General features: G+C 66.8%; 11 protein-coding genes and 1 pseudogene. 2 read left to right on the top strand and 10 right to left on the bottom strand.

Annotation, left to right across the window (positions count from 1 at the left end):
• Window positions 1–11 precede the first annotated feature (11 nt).
• The 10 genes and pseudogenes from EB231_RS15220 to EB231_RS15175 all read right to left on the bottom strand — a co-directional run bounded on the left by EB231_RS15220 (window position 12) and on the right by EB231_RS15175 (window position 14,085).
• Window positions 12–816 (bottom strand): annotated as a pseudogene (locus EB231_RS15220) (ABC transporter permease).
• Window positions 813–1,943: an ROK family transcriptional regulator gene (locus EB231_RS15215; protein ID WP_172349525.1), complete on the bottom strand. Its 1,131-nt coding sequence runs from the start codon at window positions 1,941–1,943 to the stop codon at window positions 813–815. Before EB231_RS15215 ends, EB231_RS15220 begins: the two are co-directional and overlap by 4 nt.
• 155 nt (window positions 1,944–2,098) lie before the next feature.
• On the bottom strand, window positions 2,099–2,785 hold the full coding sequence (locus tag EB231_RS15210) for an aspartyl/asparaginyl beta-hydroxylase domain-containing protein (protein WP_172349524.1): 687 nt from the start codon (window positions 2,783–2,785) through the stop codon (window positions 2,099–2,101).
• Between the two features lie 57 nt (window positions 2,786–2,842).
• The gene (locus tag EB231_RS15205; protein WP_172349523.1) at window positions 2,843–4,336 is read right to left on the bottom strand and encodes an efflux transporter outer membrane subunit; all 1,494 of its coding nucleotides are present in this window, start codon (window positions 4,334–4,336) and stop codon (window positions 2,843–2,845) included.
• An 11-nt stretch (window positions 4,337–4,347) separates the two neighbouring features.
• Entirely contained in the window at window positions 4,348–7,515 is a 3,168-nt protein-coding gene (locus EB231_RS15200) for an efflux RND transporter permease subunit (protein ID WP_172349522.1), read from the bottom strand.
• Window positions 7,516–7,519: 4 nt separating this feature from the next.
• Entirely contained in the window at window positions 7,520–8,782 is a 1,263-nt protein-coding gene (locus EB231_RS15195) for an efflux RND transporter periplasmic adaptor subunit (RefSeq protein ID WP_246740965.1), read from the bottom strand.
• The gene (locus tag EB231_RS15190; protein ID WP_246740964.1) at window positions 8,766–11,915 is read right to left on the bottom strand and encodes an efflux RND transporter permease subunit; all 3,150 of its coding nucleotides are present in this window, start codon (window positions 11,913–11,915) and stop codon (window positions 8,766–8,768) included. The genes EB231_RS15195 and EB231_RS15190 overlap by 17 nt, the downstream gene beginning before the upstream one ends.
• Window positions 11,912–13,063 carry an efflux RND transporter periplasmic adaptor subunit gene (locus EB231_RS15185; RefSeq protein ID WP_172349521.1) on the bottom strand — a complete coding sequence of 384 codons (1,152 nt, stop codon included), beginning with the start codon at window positions 13,061–13,063 and terminating at the stop codon, window positions 11,912–11,914. Before EB231_RS15185 ends, EB231_RS15190 begins: the two co-directional genes overlap by 4 nt.
• Window positions 13,060–13,245, bottom strand: a complete 186-nt coding sequence (locus EB231_RS15180) for a hypothetical protein (protein WP_246740963.1) — start codon at window positions 13,243–13,245, stop codon at window positions 13,060–13,062. The genes EB231_RS15185 and EB231_RS15180 overlap by 4 nt, the downstream gene beginning before the upstream one ends.
• A 123-nt stretch (window positions 13,246–13,368) precedes the next feature.
• Entirely contained in the window at window positions 13,369–14,085 is a 717-nt protein-coding gene (locus EB231_RS15175; protein ID WP_172349520.1) for a hypothetical protein, read from the bottom strand.
• Between the two features lie 212 nt (window positions 14,086–14,297).
• Between EB231_RS15175 and EB231_RS15170 the strand changes: the two genes are divergently transcribed.
• Together EB231_RS15170 and EB231_RS15165 are read left to right on the top strand one after the other, a co-directional pair.
• Complete coding sequence (locus EB231_RS15170; protein WP_172349519.1) at window positions 14,298–15,023, top strand: response regulator; 726 nt, start codon at window positions 14,298–14,300, stop codon at window positions 15,021–15,023.
• Complete coding sequence (locus EB231_RS15165) at window positions 15,020–16,261, top strand: ATP-binding protein (protein ID WP_172349518.1); 1,242 nt, start codon at window positions 15,020–15,022, stop codon at window positions 16,259–16,261. The genes EB231_RS15170 and EB231_RS15165 overlap by 4 nt, the downstream gene beginning before the upstream one ends.
• Window positions 16,262–16,299: the final 38 nt, after the last annotated feature.

The raw sequence follows: 16,299 nt of genomic DNA, 5'->3' as shown, positions 1-16,299 counted from the left end.
CTCGGGCGGCATCACACGCGCTCCTGCCAGACGGTGAGCCGGCGTTCGATCACCAGCAGGATGCGGTCCATGGCAAGGCCGAGAACGCCGATGGTGATCAGGCTGACGAAGATGGTAGGCAGGTCGTAGTAGAGCTGCGCCTGCTGCATGCGGAAGCCGAGGCCGGTCTGCGCGGCGATCAGTTCGGCGGCCACCAGCGTCGCCCAGGCCGATCCAAGCCCGATGCGCACGCCGACCAGGATGAACGGCGTCGAGGCGGGAATGATGACGCGCAGGAAGATCGTCATGTCCCGGGCGCCAAGCACGCGGGCGGCGTTGATCATCGTCTTGTCGACGCTGATGACGCCCTGATAGGTGGCGACGACGCTGGCCAGGAAGGACGCCAGGAAGATGAACGAAGATCTTCGGCGTCTCATCGATGCCCATGGTCACGATCGCCAGCGGAATGATGGCAAGCGGCGGGATCATGCGGAAGAACTGCAGGTAGGGCTCGATGAGTGAACGCGCGACCTTGTACCAGCCCATGACAAAGCCGACCGGGATCGCCAGGACGACGCCGAGAAGGAAGCCGGTCAGCACCCGTGCCAGGCTGGAGGCGATGTCGGTGGCGAGCTGGCCGCTGGCGATGACGTCGACAAACCTTGCCGCAACCTGCGGCGGCGGCGGCAGGCCGACCGCCCCGCCTGCCGTCAGCGCCCACCAGATGGCGATGCCGGCGACGAGGCCGCACAGATTGAGCGCGAGGCTGGAGTAATCGACGCCCTGGCCTTCCGGCTGGGCATTGCCTTGGCGGGTCGTCTTCGATGCCTCGCTCATCGCGACACCCCCGAATAGAAGAAATGGTCGAGCGCCGCGGCGGAGGCACCGATGGCGCCGGCACCAGGGCCAAGGCTCGACCGTTCGATCCGCAGCACGTCGCGCATCGGCGGCAGGACGCGTGGCGGAACGCCGGCCCGGATGTGATCGATGAAGCTTTCCGGCGCTTCGGCCAAATGGCCGCCGAAGACGATCAGGTCCGGGTTGAGCAGGTTGGTCGCGGTGGCGATCGCCGTCGTCAGGTGCCTGAGGGCCGCGCTCCACACGTCCGGATGCTTTTCCACCGCGGCCAGCAGGTGCCGGGGATGAGGCGTGTCGACATGCGCGGCGCGGGCCAGTGCGCGTTCGGACAGGAAGGTTTCCAGGCAACCCCTGTTGCCGCAGGCGCAAAGCTCGCCATCCTCGATCACCTGGACATGGCCGAGTTCGACGGCGCCATAGCCGCCGGGGCGGAACGGCATGCCATTGATCACCAGGCCGGCGCCGAGGCCGGTGCGCAGGTAGATGTAGAGCAGCGCGGTGGCGTCGCGCCCGATGCCGTAGCGCGATTCCGCCAGCGCCATCGCGCTGACATTGTGCTCGACCACGACCGGCATGCGCAGCGCCGTTTCCAGCTCGTCGGCGAACGGCACGTCCTTCCAGTCGTAGTTGACGGATTGCAGGTTGCGGCGGCGCTTGGTGTCCACCGGCCCCGGTACGCCGAGACCGAGGCCGATCAGGCGGGACCGCTCGACACCGGTCTTTCGGATCAATTGCTCGACGGTTCGCACCACCTTGCCGATCACATCGGCGGGTTCGCTGGTGGCGGTGTCGAAATGCTGAGAGGCCATGGCTTTCGACGCGGCCCTGAGATCGGTGATGGTGGCGTCGATGGTGCCGGCGCCGATATGCACGCCGACCACCGACAGCGCATCCGGCACCAGCGCGACACCAATGGCCGGCCGCCCGACCGGCGCGTCGCCCGTGGCCGCCTGGTTGAGTTCGACCACCGTGCCTTCCCTCAGCAGATGGGCCGTCAGATGGGTGAGCGCGGTAGGCGAAAGCGAGGTACGCCGCGCCAATTCGGCGCGCGACTGCGGGCCGTCATCACGCAGGATGCGCAGGATGGCTCCATGATGGGCGCCCATGTCCTTCCTCCCTATTATTTTCTAATGTTAAGAAATTAATTAGGCCTGTCAAGCAGACGGACGGCAGCGGCCGGCAGGCACAGCCTCGTTGCATCGGACCAAGGGCGGGGTCAGCCTGGTACGCCGTCGCACGGCGTTGTCACCCGCCGCTGGTTTCAGCCGCCGAACGACACGCCCCTGCGGCGCATTCCCGCCTGCACGCCGCGCACGATCAGCCTGGACAGGACTTCCATGTCCCAGGGCATTCCTGGACGCCAGACATCCAGGAGCAGGGCTATGCGGGCTTCATCGGCATTGTTCATCACCTCGTGAAGATAGGTATCGTCCCACAGCATCCCTTCGCCGTCGGTGATCCGTTTCTCCTGATGGTCGATCATCATGACGGTTGCCGGGCGGCCATCGGCCTGGCGCGGGATGACCAGGCCGAGGTGAAACCGCATGATCCCGCGGAAGGGTCCGCGATGGCTGGGAATGTGCTTGCGCGGCGCGAGGAACGAGACAGCAGCCGATTTGACTTCGGGGCATTCGGCAAGCAACCGGCTGAGAACCGGCATCCGCGCAAGGTTCTCGGGAACCGCCATGTCGTAGGCCTTGAGCACGAACATGCGCCAGTCGAGACCGTCATTGGCCGAGATTTCGGCCTGCTCGGGCATGATGTCGTGAAAACGCGGGACCTTGCCCAGATGCACGCCCAGCGCTTCGTCGCGGATCTCACGCCAGGCGTCGATGAATTTCGCCGCGTTGGGAAATTCGGTATCGGTATCGAGGATCGCCGGCGCCTCTATCCGCTTTTCATAGACACGCCGGATCACATCGGATGCAAGATCGTAGGTACAGGACATCGCATTGCCTCCACGCTATCATAAACGGACGGCCCCGGGTTTGCTTACACATCTTGTTCACTGTGCCGTCATCGTCGACGCCAGTCTTGGCCCGGTCTTGACGTCGATGATCTCGGGCTTCGCGCTGTCGACCGCGCCGTCCCAGCCGCCACCGAGCGCCTTGTTGAGGGCGATATAGTTGGTCGCCAGCAGCACGCGGCTTTGCAGCAGCGAATCTTCCGCCGTGTAGAGGGAGCGCTGGGCGTCGAGCACGTCGAGCAGGCTGGTCTCGCCGGCCTTGTAGAGCGTGCCTTCCAGGCTGGCCGCCTCGCCATAGGATTTGGCCGACGAGGCAAGCTTGCCGATCCGGATGCGCTCCTGCGCCATCAGCACCAGCGCATTCTCGACATCCTCGAGCGCGGTCAGCACCGAGGCGCGATAGGCGATGAAATACTGGTCGCGCTGCGCTCGGGCGACGTCGGCCGCCGCCTGCAACTGGCCGGCGTTGAACAGCGGCACGCTGAGCGAAGGCCCGAACGACCAGCCGATCGACGAATTCTTGCCGAGATCGCCGAGATTGAGGGCCGCCGTGCTGATGTTTCCCGTCAGGCTGACCGAGGGATAACGCGCCGCCTCGGCCTGGCCGACCTTGGCGGTGTATTGCGCGTATTGCCGCTCGGCCATGCGCACGTCCGGGCGCGACAAAAGGATGTCGGCGGGAATGCCGGTCGGCATCGGCAGGCGCGGCGACGGGATCGGCTTGCCGCGCTTCAGCCGCTCGCTGAGTGCGGCCGGCGGCCGGCCGGTGAGCACCGACAGGCGATGCACCGCCTCGGCATAGCTTGCCTCCAGCGTCGGGACCTCGGCCTCGGTGCCGGCCGCCTGCCCCATCGCCTTGGCGACGTCGGCGGCCGTCGCCGACCCCGCCAGCGCCATGGTGCGGGTGAGTTCGGCGGTCTGCCGCTGCGAGGCGGCCGAACGCCGGGCGAGCGCGATGCGGGCCTGATAACCGCGCGCCTGGGTGTAATAGGACGCGACATCGCCGACCAGGGTCAGAAGGGTCGAGCGCAATTCCTCTTGCGCCGCGTCCACGCCGTAGCGCGCGGCCTCGACGCCCCTGCGGTTGGCGCCGAACAGGTCGAGCTCCCAGCTGGCGTCGAAACCGGCCTGGTATTCGCTGTAGATCGAATTGGTCCCCGCCGTGGTCGTGGACGACTTGTTGCGCGTCACCGAGCCGGAGCCATCCACGGACGGCAGCAGCGTGCCGGCGCTCTGGCGATAGCTGGCGCGCGCCTCGCGGATCTTGGCCTTGGCGGTGGCGACGTCGAGATTGCCAGCGACGGCTTCCTCGACAAGCGTGTTGAGCTGCGGATCGCGCAGGCGCTGCCACCATTGCGACAGCTGCGCCGGCTGGACGGATTTCGTCGGCTTCTCACCGCTCCAGTTTGCCGGCATCGGCAGGATTGGCGACTGGTAATCCGGGCCGACAACGCATCCGCTGAGCAAAACAGCCGTAATCATGGGCGCAATGAGCCGCCCCGCGGCCACAGGGCCACGTTCAAAACCTGTCATGGGGAGTTTCCTTATTGCTGGTTGGCTGTCGCTGGCTTCTCGTCCGTGCCTTGCCCGAGATCCGGCCCGGTATCCTGTTTGGCCACCCTGCCCTTGAAGATGCGCCGCACCGTGACGAACAGCAGCGGCACCAGGAACACGCCGATCACCGTCGCCGCGATCATGCCGCCCATCACGCCGATGCCGACCGAGTTCTGCGCGCCCGAGCCGGCGCCGCTGGCGATCGCGAGCGGCGTGACGCCGAGGATGAAGGCCAGCGACGTCATCAGGATCGGCCGCAATCGCTGTCGCGCCGCTTCCAGCGTCGCCTCGACCAATCCCATGCCGGCCGTTTGCCGCTCGATGGCGAACTCGACGATCAGGATGGCGTTCTTGGCGGCCAGGCCGATCGTGGTCAGCAGGCCGACCTTGAAATACACGTCGTTGGTCTGGCCGAAAAGCGTTGCCGCCGCGAGCGCGCCGAAAATGCCGATCGGCACCGACAGCATGACCGCGAACGGGATCGACCAGCTCTCATAAAGTGCCGCCAGGCAGAGGAACACGACCAGCGCCGAAATCGCATAGAGCGACAGCGCCTGGTTGCCGGAAAGCCGTTCCTGATGCGACAGCCCGGTCCATTCGTGGGAATATCCGGGCGGCAGCTGCGCCACCAGCCTGTCGATCTCGTCCATCGCCGCGCCGGAGCTCACGCCGGCCGCCGCCGCGCCCTGGATCTCGACCGCCGCCGAGCCATTGTAGCGTTCCAGCCGCGGCGAACCGAACGTCCAGTGGCTGGAGGCGAAGGCCGAGAACGGCACCATGGCGCCGCTGGCATTGCGCACCTGCCATTTGTCCAGGTCTTCCGGCTGCATGCGGAAATTCGCGTCCGACTGCATATAGACCGGCTTCACCCGCCCGCGGTCGATGAAGTCGTTGACGTAGTCGCTGCCCCAGGCGCTCGACAGCGTGTTGTTGATGTCGGCGAGGCTGACGCCGAGCGCGCTGGCCTTCTCCTGGTCGATATCGATCGAGAATTGCGGCTGGTCCTCCTGGCCGTTGGGCCTGGTGTTGGCGAGCAGCTTGCTCTGCGCGGCAAGACCCAGCAGCTGGTTTCGCGTCTGGATCAGCGCGTCATGGCCGGCGCCGTTGACGTCCTGCAGGTAGAAATCGAAGCCGTTGGTGTTGCCGAAACCCTGGATGGCGGGCGGAGCAAGCGCGAAAACCTGCGCGTCCCTGATCTCTCGGAAGGCGCCCATGGCGCGCCCGGCGACCGCTTGCGCCGACAAGGCCGGCGATTTGCGCAGGCTGAAATCCTTCATCGGCACGAAAGCGATGCCGACATTCTGCCCGGCGCCGCCGAAGCCGAAGCCGGAAGCCGTGAAGACGCCCTGGACAGCGTCCTTTTCCTGCTTGAGATAGTGGTCGGTCACCTCAGCCAGGACACGCTCGGTCCGGTCCTGCGTCGCACCGACCGGCAGCGACACGCTGGTGATCAGGATGCCCTGGTCCTCTTCCGGCAGGAACGAGCTCGGCAGCCGGGCAAACATCCAGCCCATGGCGACGACGATGGCGAGGAACACGGCGAGGAAGCGCCAGGACCGGTTGATGATGCCCTGCGAACCGTCGCGATAGGCTGTCGTGCCGCGATCGAAGACGCGGTTGAACCAGCCGAACGGGCCCGTCTGCGTCGCATGGTCCTTGGGCCGTTTCAGGATCGTGGCGCAGAGCGCCGGCGTCAGCACCAGCGCGACCAGCACCGACAGCACCATGGCCGAGACGATGGTGACCGAGAACTGCCGGTAGATGATGCCGGTCGAGCCGCCGAAGAAGGCCATCGGCACGAACACCGCCGACAGCACGGTGGCGATGCCGACCAGCGCGCCGGTGATCTCGTTCATCGATTTTCGCGTCGCCTCTTTCGGCGACAGATCTTCCTCCGCCATCACGCGTTCGACATTCTCGACCACGACGATGGCGTCGTCGACCAGCAGGCCGATGGCCAGCACCATGGCGAACATGGTCAGCGTGTTGACCGAATAGCCGAACAGCGACAGCACCCCGAACGTGCCGAGCAGCACCACCGGCACGGCGATGGTCGGGATGATGGTCGCCCGCAGATTCTGCAGGAAGATGAACATCACCAGGAACACCAGCACGATCGCCTCGGCCAGCGTCTTGACCACCTCCTCGATCGACAGCCGCACGAAGGGCGAGGTGTCGTAGGGGTAGACGACCTCGACGCCTTGCGGGAAAGTCGAGCTCAGCCGGTTGATCGTCGCGCGCACCGCTTCCGCCGTGCTGATGGCGTTGGCGCCGGTTGCGAGGTTGACGGCAACGCCGGCCGCCGGCTGGCCATTGTATCTGGCTTGCGTCGTATAGCTCTCGGCGCCGAGCTCCACCGTGGCGACGTCGTTGAGGCGAACCAGCGAACCGTCGGTCTGGCTCTTCAGGATGATGTTGCGGAACTGTTCGGCGGTCTGCAGCCGGCTCTTGGCCGTCACCGTGGCGTTGAGCTGCTGGCCCTTGCGTTGCGGCATGCCGCCGAGCTGGCCGGCCGAGACCTGCGTGTTCTGCGCCTCGATCGCCGAAGCCACGTCGCTCGGCATCAGCGTGTATTTGGCGAGCTTGTCGGGATCGAGCCAGATGCGCATGGCATAGCTGGAGCCGAACAGCTGCGTCGAGCCGACGCCTTCGACGCGCTTCAGCGTGTCGTTGATGGTCGAGTCGACATAGTCGGCAAGATCGGTCGAGTTCATCTTGCCGTCGCTGGAGACGAAGCCGATGACCATCAGGAAGCCGGTCGAGGATTTGGAGACGGTGATGCCATTGCTCTGCACCACCTGCGGCAGCTGCGACTGCACCAGCTGCAGCTTGTTCTGCGTCTGCACCTGGGCGGTGTCGGGATCGGCCGCGCTGGTGAAGGTCAGCGTGATGGTGGCCGCACCGGTCGAGGTCGAGGTCGCCGTCATGTAGTCGAGATTGTCGATGCCGGTCATGCCTTGCTCGATGACCTTGGTCACCGAGTTCTCGACCGTCTGCGCGTCGGCGCCCGGATAGTTGGCGCTGATGTTGACCGTGGTCGGCGCGATCTGCGGATATTGCGAGATCGGCAGCGTGGTGAGCGCGAGCAGGCCGCCCAGCATGATCACGATGGCGATCACCCAGGCGAAGATCGGCCGGTTGATGAAGAATGCTGACATCGCCTCAGTTCCCGGTCGACTGGCTGCTATCGGCCATCTTGGACGTGGGAGATGCGGCCGAAGAGGTCTGCGCCCGGTCCTTAACCTCGCCGGTGGTCTCGTCGATCGTCACCTCGACGCCCGTCGCGTCGCCGCCCGCGCGCACCAGCTGCAGGCCCTCGACGATGACACGGTCGCCATCGCCGACACCGGAATCCACCAGCCAGTTGTTGCCGACACTGTTGCGCACGGTGAGCACGCGCGTCTCGACCTTGCCCTGCGCGTTGATGACCATGGCGGTCGCCTCGCCCTTGGTGTTGCGGGTGACGCCGCGCTGCGGCACCAGGAAACTGTTCTGGGCGACGCCCTCTTCGACCAGCGCGCGCACATACATGCCCGGCAGAAGCAGGCGGTCGGGATTGGGGAACTCGGCCCGCAGCGCAAAGGTGCCGGTGGTCTGGTCGACATTGGCGCCGGCGAATTCCAGCTTGCCGGTCTGGTTGTAGATGGTGCCGTTCTCGAGCTTGAGCTTGACGCTGACATTGGGGCCGCTGAACTTCAGCCGGCCCTCATTGATGGCCTGGCGCAGATTGAGCAGGTTGGTGCTCGACTGCGTGACGTCGACATTGATCGGATCGAGCGAACGGATGGTGGTGAGCAAGGTGTCCTGATTGGCGGTGACCAGGGCGCCTGGCGTCAGCGACGACTTGTCGATGCGGCCGGCGATCGGCGCGGTTATCTTGGTGTAGTCGAGATTGATGCGCGCGCTTTCGACACTGGCCTTGGCGGACGCCACATCCGCATTGGCCTGCGCCAGCGTTGCGGCGGCATCGTCATAATCCTGTTTGGAAACAACGTTCTGCTTCAGCAAGCCGGCATAGCGGTCGAACTTGGCCTGCGCCGTCGGCACCGCCGCTTCGGCCTTCTGCTGGGCCGCCTGCGCGCTGTCATAGGCGGCCTGGTAGCTCGCCGGATCGATGAGATAGAGCGGTTGCCCGACCACCACCTCGCTGCCCTCCTTGAACAGGCGCGCCTGGATGATGCCGTTGACCTGCGGGCGCACATCGGCGGTGAGCGAGGCTGACGTGCGTCCCGGCAGTTCGGCTGTTATCGCCACCGACTGCGGATGCAGCGTGACGACGCCTACTTCCGGCTTGCTTGCACCGGCCATGCCGGCGGGAGCTTTGCTCCCCTCCTGCGAACAGGCCGCCAGGAGAACCGTCGCGGCGAGCGCTGCGGCCCATGGCGCGAGCCGGCGGCGGGAAGACGGGCTAGACTGGATGGACATGGCCTGGATGATCTTTCGCTGAAGTTGCGGTCGCCGTCTGGCTGTCGGGGTCGGATCGTTCAACCAGCAGCCGGGCGAGATGCCGGCCGAGGAAGCGCTGGATGTCGTCCATGAAAGTGTAGACAACGGGAACATAGACGAGGCTGAGCACGGTCGAGGAGATGAGCCCGCCGATCACGGCGATCGCCATCGGCGCCCGCGTTTCGGCGTCGGCGCCGATGCCGAGCGCGATCGGCAACATGCCGGCGCCCATGGCGATCGATGTCATGACAATGGGTCGTGCCCGCTTGCGGGCGGCATCGAGCAGTGCGTCGAAGCGGCTCATGCCACGCTCCTTCTGAGCGACCAGGGCGTACTCGACAAGCAGGATCGAGTTCTTGGCCGCAATGCCCATCAGCATCAATATCCCGATCAGCGGCGATATGCCAAGCGACTTGCCGGTAATCAGCATGAAGCCGAGCGCACCGCCGATCGACAGCGGCAGCGCGACCAGGATTGTCACCGGGTGCACGAAACCGCGAAACAACAGCACCAGCGTCAGGTACATCAGCAGAATGCCGGCGGCGATCGCTGTGGCAAAACCCGAAAACAGCTCCTGCATGCGCGCCGCGTCGCCGCGCGCCAGCTCATCCACGCCGGCCGGCAGGTTGCGCATCGCCGGCAAGGCATGGATGGCGGTGGTCGCCTGGCCGAGCGTCAGGCCGGAAAGGTCTGCCTCGACAGTGGCGCTGCGGCTGCGCCCCACCCTTGTGATGCTATTTGGCCCGGCATTGAAGCCGATATCGGCGACGGCGCCGAGCGGCACCGTGCCCTTGCTGCCGATCAGCGGCAGCACGGCCAGTTTCGCCGGATCGTCGATGGCGCCGTCGGGCAAGGTGACGACGATCGCCACCTGGCGGTCGCCGAGATTGAACTTGGCCAGGCTGGTGTCGGTGTCGCCGATGGTGGCGATCTTGACTGTCGACGCGATCTCGGTCGGTGTCACGCCAAGCTCGGCCGCCCTCGCGCTGTCGGGGCGCACGATCAGTTCCGGCTTGGTCGTCGCCGCCGTCGAGGTCGGGTTGATCAGGCCGGGCACCGACTTCATCGCGTCGATCAGCGCGTCACTGGCCTTCTGCAGCGCCTCGCCATCGTCGCCGACCAGCGTAATCGCCACCTTGGCGCCGGCAAAGCCGTCGGCGCCGAACTGGATGCGGGCACCCGGGATATCGTTGAGCTTCGGCGAGGCCTCGGCCTCGAACTGTTGCTGGCTGACGCTGCGCTCGCCGCGCGGCTTCAGGTTGACGGTGACGTTTGCGCTGCGCACCTCGGCCGAGGTCGAGCCGCGGTTCGGCCCGCCGCCGGATGAGGCCGCGGTGCCGATCGTGGCGAAGATGCTGTCGACGGCCGGCTCGTCCTTCAGGCGCCTGGTAATGTCCTGGACGACAGCTGTCGTCTGTTCGATCGTCGACCCCGGCTGCAGCTCGACCGAGATCATCGAGCGGCCGCGATCGGTCGCCGCCATGAATTCGGTCGGCAGTTTGGTTGCCAGCGCGAGCGAACCGGCGAAGAAGGCGATGCCGGCGACAAGTGTGATCCAGCGATGGTCGAGCGCCTTGCGCAGCAGCCACAGATAGGTCGGCACCCAGGCCGGCAGGTCCTCCTCGCTATGGCCGCCGGCACGCACCAGATAGGCGCCCATCAGCGGGGTGAGCATGCGCGCCACCAGCAGCGAGAACAGCACCGACACGCAGACGGCGACGGCAAAGGAGAAGAAGAATTTTCCCGGAATACCCGGCATGAAGGCGACCGGCAGGAACACCGCGACGATGGTCGCCGTGGTCGCCACCACGGCAAGCCCGATCTCGTCGGCGGCCTCGATCGCCGCCTGGTAGGCGCTGGCGCCGGTCTGGCGCATATGGCGCACGATGTTCTCGATCTCGACGATGGCGTCGTCGACCAGGATACCGACGACCAGCGACAGCGCCAGCAAGGTGATGTTGTTGAGCGAGATGTCGAACGCCGCCATGACAGCGAAGGTCGGGATCAGCGACAGCGGCATGGCGACCGCCGAAACCAGCGTCGCCCTGATGTCGCGCAGGAACAGCCAGACGACGCCGATGGCGAGCAGCGCGCCGAGCCATAGCGCCTCGAATGCGGCGTCATAGCTTTCCTGCACGAAACCGGATGACGAAGTGACTTCGGTGAATTTCGCGGTATCGGTCTTCGACGCGATGCCCGCGATCGCGGCGCGCGCGGCCTTGACCACGTCGATCTCGCTCGACCCGACCGACCTGTAGACGTTGAAGGCAACGACCTGCCTGCCGTCGAGATAGGCGGCCTGGCGCGGCTTTTCCCAGCTGTCGACCACTCTGCCGAGATCCGAGAGCTTGACGCCGCCGGCGCCCGACAGCGCGATGCGCGTATCGGCCAGCGCCTCGACGGTGCCGGCGCTGGCCAGCGTGCGCACCGACTGCTCCTGGCCACCGACGCTGGTGCGGCCGCCCGGCTGATTGACATTGTTGGAGGCGAGCGTCTGGCTGACATTGCCGGCGCTGATGCCGAGTGCGGCCAGACGGTCCGGATCGAGCTCGACGCGGATGACGCGGTCGACGCCGCCCGAACGGGTGATCTTGGAGACGCCGTCGACGCCGAGCAACGCCTTGGCGACATCATTGTCGATGTACCAGCTCAGCGCGTCCGGCGACATCGAGGGGGCCTCGACGACATAGGTCAGCACCGAATTGCCGGTCGCGTTCATCTTGGCCACGACAGGCGCCTGCGCGGCCGCCGGCAGGCTCGACTGCACTTCGGACACGGCGTTGCGGACATCGTTGGTCGCGGTCTCGGGATCGGTGCCGAGCGTGAATTCGACCGTGGTGACGGACGCCCCCTCGCTGATCGAGGTCGAGACGTCGTCGACGCCTTCCAGCGTCGCCACGGCGTTCTCGACCACCCGCGCCACCTGCACTTCCATTTCGCTCGGCGCCGCGCCCGGCTGCGAGACGGTGACGGTGACCGTCGGCAGGTCGATGTCGGGCATGTTGTTGGTGCGCAGCTGCATGAAGCCGTAGAGGCCGGCAATGGTCAGCGACAGGAACAAAACGATGGTCGGCACCGGGTTGCGGATCGACCAGGAGGAGATGGCGTTCATCGCGCCGCCTCCGTCAGCTTGCCGGCATCAGTGCCCGCTTGCGCATCGGCGATACGCACCAGATTGCCATCGCTGAGGAAGCCGGCGCCGGCGACAACGACGCTGTCGCCCTCCGACAGCCCGCTTTCGATGGCGACGCGGCCGTTCCGGTGCGCGCCGGTGGTGACCATGCGCGCGGCGGCCTTGCCGGCGGCGTCGACCACGAAAACCCTGGGCTTGCCGTCCTGCCAGACAAGGGCGGCCTCGGCGACATCGAGCCTTTGCGAGGTGGCGCCTGCAATCGAGACGCGGGCGAACATGCCGGGCTTCAGGCCCGAGCCTTCGCCGAGCGCGACATAGACGGTGGCGAGCCGCGTCGTCGAACTGACCGTCTCGGCGATCGAGGACACGCTGCCGGCAAAAGTCCGCCCGGAGGCGTCGACGACGCTTGCCGCCTGCCCGACCTTGACCAAAGGAAGGTCCTTTTCGGGAACAAGCACGCCGACCTCAAGCCTGCCGTCGCGGATGATCTTCATCAGCTCGGTGCCTGCCTGGACGATCGAGCCGGCAACCGCGGGCCGGCTGGAGACGATGCCGTCGAAAGGCGCGCGGATGGTCGCCTGGTCGAGTTCGGCCTGCAGCCTGTCGGCGGCGGCCCTGGCCTGCTCGACCGAGGCCCGGCCGGTCTTGACGGCGGTCGCCTTGTCTTCCGCCGTCTCGGCGCTGATCGCCTTGCTGGCTAGCAGCCTGTCGGCGCGGCCGGCGGCGGAGATGGCCGTATCCAGCGTCGCCTGCGCCTGGTCGACCGCGGCCTTCTGCTCCGCCAGCTGTGCCTTGAGCACCGAGGCGTCGAGCCGCGCGACGACATCGCCGGCCCGCACATGGTCGCCTTCGGAGACAAGCACTTCCGTCAACTTCAGGCTGGACGTCTCGGCGCCGACAGTCGCTTCCTGCCAGGCGGCGACGGTGCCGGTGGCGCTGATCGACGAGGCGATCGCCTCGGAGCGCACCTTTTCGACCGCGACCGTCAAACTGGCCCGCGGCACCGCCACCGCCTGTGCGGCAGGCTCGACTGTCGAGCGGCCATAGGCGTTCAGCGCCGCCATGGCGACCAGGACGATCAGCACGGCGGCCAGGACAAGATAAGTCTTACGCGATCTTGCGGTCATGATGTCCGTGGCCGCGAAACCGGCAGCGACAGGCGCCAGGCGGCAAAGTGCAAGCGCACCGCGCGCTTCAGCGTGTCGGCGGGCAACGCCGCCGGCACGGCGGCGTGATTGGCGCGCTGGCCGAGCGAGAGCCTCGGGCTCAGCGACGCGATCAGCCGCAGCATCATCAAGGCTTCCCACATTGCCGAGCTTCCATTGTGCGTGATTTGAAGGGTGGGATGGCTGGATATGTCAGCCATCCCACGGGACCGGCCGGCCCGAGAACGGGTTGGGCGCGGGCCGGCCGGCGCAGCCGGCTGGAGTTATCAGCCATTCCCGGGCTGGGGTGGCGGAAGCTGCCCGCCCTGGTCGGGCGGACCTCCAGGTGCGGCTGCATCATTCGGCGGGCCGCCCCAGGGACCGGGGGGTGGTCCGTGGGGGCGTTCCGCCGAAGCGAGGATTTCGAGTTGTTCGGGAGTGAGCTTGGCGCGCAGCACGGCGATCGCATCCTTGAGCTTGGCGGCCGAAGCCGCGCGCGCGGTGATGTCGTCGGCCAGCCTTTCCTGGAAGGCGAAGGCATCCGGCTTGCCGCCGGGAGCCGCATCAGGCCCCTTTGCCTCGGGTTCTCCGGGACCGCCAGTGCCGCCGGGGACGCGATCAGGCCGGGGCGGCGAAAGCACCGCCTGGAGCGCGCTGGTGTAGTCGCGCCAGGCGTCGAGCTGCTCGCTGCGGATGCCGACGCGCGTCTCGAGCGCGGCCAGCCGGGCGGCCAGCATGAATTCCGGCGGCGGTCCCATGCGGCGGGGACCAAAGCCTTCCGGGCCAAAGCCCTGCCGACCCCAGCCTTGCGGACCCCAGCCTTGCGGACCATGCCGCATCGGGCCATGCGGGCCAAAACCCTGCGGTCCGGGCATCGGGCCGTCCTGCATGGCCATGGCGGGCGGCGGCTCGCCGGGAGCGGGTCCGGCATCGGGCTGCGCCGCCAGCACGGGATGAATCGCGGCGACGGAAAACAGGCCGAGCGCAAGAAGTCTGCTTCGCATGGATGGTGTTCCTTTCTCTCATGCATCGGACGGCCATGAGGATAGGAAGCCTGTTTTTCCGCTTCGCGTCGGCATGTTGCCGAAGGTTTCCGCAAAGCGGCAATTTGTTTCCGAATGTTTCCCGCCCCCGGCCAGAAACATTGCGTTGCAATTTTCCATGCCGCCGGCGAGCGCTCTCCCTATAATCACCGCCAAGCAAAGGGCACCGCATGATGCAATCACAACCCCATATCCTCGTCGTGGACGACGACCGCGAGATCAGGACGCTTCTGGGCCGCTACCTCGACGGCCAGGGCTTTCGCGTCTCGGTGGCGGCCGACCGGCGCGAATGCGAGCAGAAGCTGGGCGCTGGCCAGTTCGACCTCGTCGTGCTCGACGTCATGCTGCCTGATGGCTCGGGGCTCGACATCTGCCGTGCCTTGCGCGATCGCAAGCCGCACGTCCCCGTCATTCTGCTGACGGCGCTGAAGGAAGATGTCGACCGCATCATCGGGCTGGAACTGGGAGCCGACGACTATCTCGGCAAGCCCTTCAACCCGCGCGAGCTCACCGCCCGCATCCGGGCCGTGCTGCGGCGCGCGGTTCCCGAGGAAGCGCCCGCGCCCCGCGCCCGCATCTACCGCTTCGCCAGCTACCGGCTGGAGCCGGACACCCGCAAGGTGATGAATGCGCGGGGCGAACTCGTCGACCTCACCGGCGCCGAGTTCGACCTGTTGCAGGTGTTCCTCGACCGCCCCGGCCGGCTGCTGTCGCGCGACCAGCTGCTTGACTTGACGCAAGGCCGCGAGCGCGACCCGCTCGAACGCTCGGTCGACGTGCTGATGAGCCGGCTGCGCCGCAAATTCTCCGATACCGGCGACGGCCCGCTGTTCAAGACCGTGCGCAATGGCGGCTACCAGCTGACCGCGCGCGTCGAGGCGGTGGAGGCGCAGGCGTGAATTCGCTGCGCCGCCGCCTCATCCTGCTGCTGGTCCTTTCGATCGTCGGCGTCGTCGGCCTGGCGACGGCCGCCGTCCTCAGCGTGCGCGGCGGCAGGCCGCCGCCGGAGCTGACCGTGCCCTGGATCGCCCAGCAGATGGAACTCGTGGTGCGGCTGCTGCCGGGCCCGATACCGGATGTGCTGCGGGTGCAATTCACGGACCATCCGGCCGCCGGCAAGGTCGCCCGCGCGGAAACGGAGATGCTCAACGATATCCTGCAACGCCGCGGCTTCGACCTCATGGCGATCATCAGCCAGAAGCCGGACGAACCCGGCCAGATCGCCTCGGTGCAAATGCCCGACAGGCGCTGGGCGATCATGGAGGTGCCGCACGTCAACCCGCCCGGGCGCGAATGGCTGGTCCTGGCCGGCTGGATCTCGCTGATCGTGGCCGGCGCCACCGCCGTCTCGGTGTACTTCACCTCGGTGCTGATCCGGCCGCTGGAAATGCTGGAGGCCGCCGTCTCCAAGATCGGCAGCGATGGCGTGCTGGCGGCGGTGCCGGAAGTGGGCTCGGCCGAGGTCAAGGCGACCGCGCATGCGCTGAACCAGCTGTCGTCGCGGCTCAGGACCGCCATGGAAAGCCGCATGCGGTTGGTCGCCGCCGCCGGCCACGATCTGCGCACGCCGATGACGCGCATGCGGCTGCGCGCCGAATTCCTCGACGAGGAGCGTGACAAATGGCTTCACGACCTCGACGAGCTCGACCGCATCGCCGACAGCGCCATCCGCCTGGTGCGCGAGGAGGTGAACCAGGATGCCGTCGAGCCGCTCGACCTGGAAAAGATGGTGCGCGACATATCGGCCGAAATGGCCGCGCTCGGCCATCACGTCTCGATCGGGCATCTGGACAAGGTTTCGGTGCGCGCCGGTGCGCTCGGCCTGCGCCGCGCGCTGCGCAACCTGATCGTCAACGCCGCCACCCACGGCAAGGCCTGCGGCATCGACCTCGCGCTCGCCGACAGGCGCGCCGTGCTGACCATTTCCGACAACGGCCCGGGCATTCCGCCCGATCTCATCAACAAGGCCTTCGAACCGTTCTTCCGCGTCGACCCCGGCCGCCAGCAGTTCATTCCGGGCGCGGGGCTGGGCCTGGCCATCGCCAAGGAGATCATCGAACGCTATGGCGGGACGGTGACGCTGGAGAACCGCGAAGGTGGCGGGCTGGCGCAGACGGTGGTGTTCAAGGCCGTGTGAGGGGTGCGGCGCGGCCCCCCACCCCGATCCGCTTTGCG

This window comes from Mesorhizobium sp. NZP2298, assembly GCF_013170825.1.
Lineage (GTDB): Bacteria > Pseudomonadota > Alphaproteobacteria > Rhizobiales > Rhizobiaceae > Mesorhizobium.
The sequence above is the reverse complement of the archived record's forward strand: the minus strand, read 5'-3'. Positions and strand labels throughout refer to the sequence as shown.

What these genes read in the sequence shown, in the direction of transcription:
- EB231_RS15175 (WP_172349520.1), bottom strand. Translation starts at nt 14,085, where the DNA reads ATGCGAAGCAGACTTCTTGCGCTCGGCCTGTTTTCCGTCGCCGCGATT.
- EB231_RS15195 (WP_246740965.1), bottom strand. Translation starts at nt 8,782, where the DNA reads ATGTCCATCCAGTCTAGCCCGTCTTCCCGCCGCCGGCTCGCGCCATGG.
- EB231_RS15170 (WP_172349519.1), top strand. Translation starts at nt 14,298, where the DNA reads ATGCAATCACAACCCCATATCCTCGTCGTGGACGACGACCGCGAGATC.
- EB231_RS15190 (WP_246740964.1), bottom strand. Translation starts at nt 11,915, where the DNA reads ATGAACGCCATCTCCTCCTGGTCGATCCGCAACCCGGTGCCGACCATC.
- EB231_RS15200 (WP_172349522.1), bottom strand. Translation starts at nt 7,515, where the DNA reads ATGTCAGCATTCTTCATCAACCGGCCGATCTTCGCCTGGGTGATCGCC.
- EB231_RS15215 (WP_172349525.1), bottom strand. Translation starts at nt 1,943, where the DNA reads ATGGGCGCCCATCATGGAGCCATCCTGCGCATCCTGCGTGATGACGGC.
- EB231_RS15180 (WP_246740963.1), bottom strand. Translation starts at nt 13,245, where the DNA reads ATGTGGGAAGCCTTGATGATGCTGCGGCTGATCGCGTCGCTGAGCCCG.
- EB231_RS15205 (WP_172349523.1), bottom strand. Translation starts at nt 4,336, where the DNA reads ATGACAGGTTTTGAACGTGGCCCTGTGGCCGCGGGGCGGCTCATTGCG.
- EB231_RS15185 (WP_172349521.1), bottom strand. Translation starts at nt 13,063, where the DNA reads ATGACCGCAAGATCGCGTAAGACTTATCTTGTCCTGGCCGCCGTGCTG.
- EB231_RS15210 (WP_172349524.1), bottom strand. Translation starts at nt 2,785, where the DNA reads ATGTCCTGTACCTACGATCTTGCATCCGATGTGATCCGGCGTGTCTAT.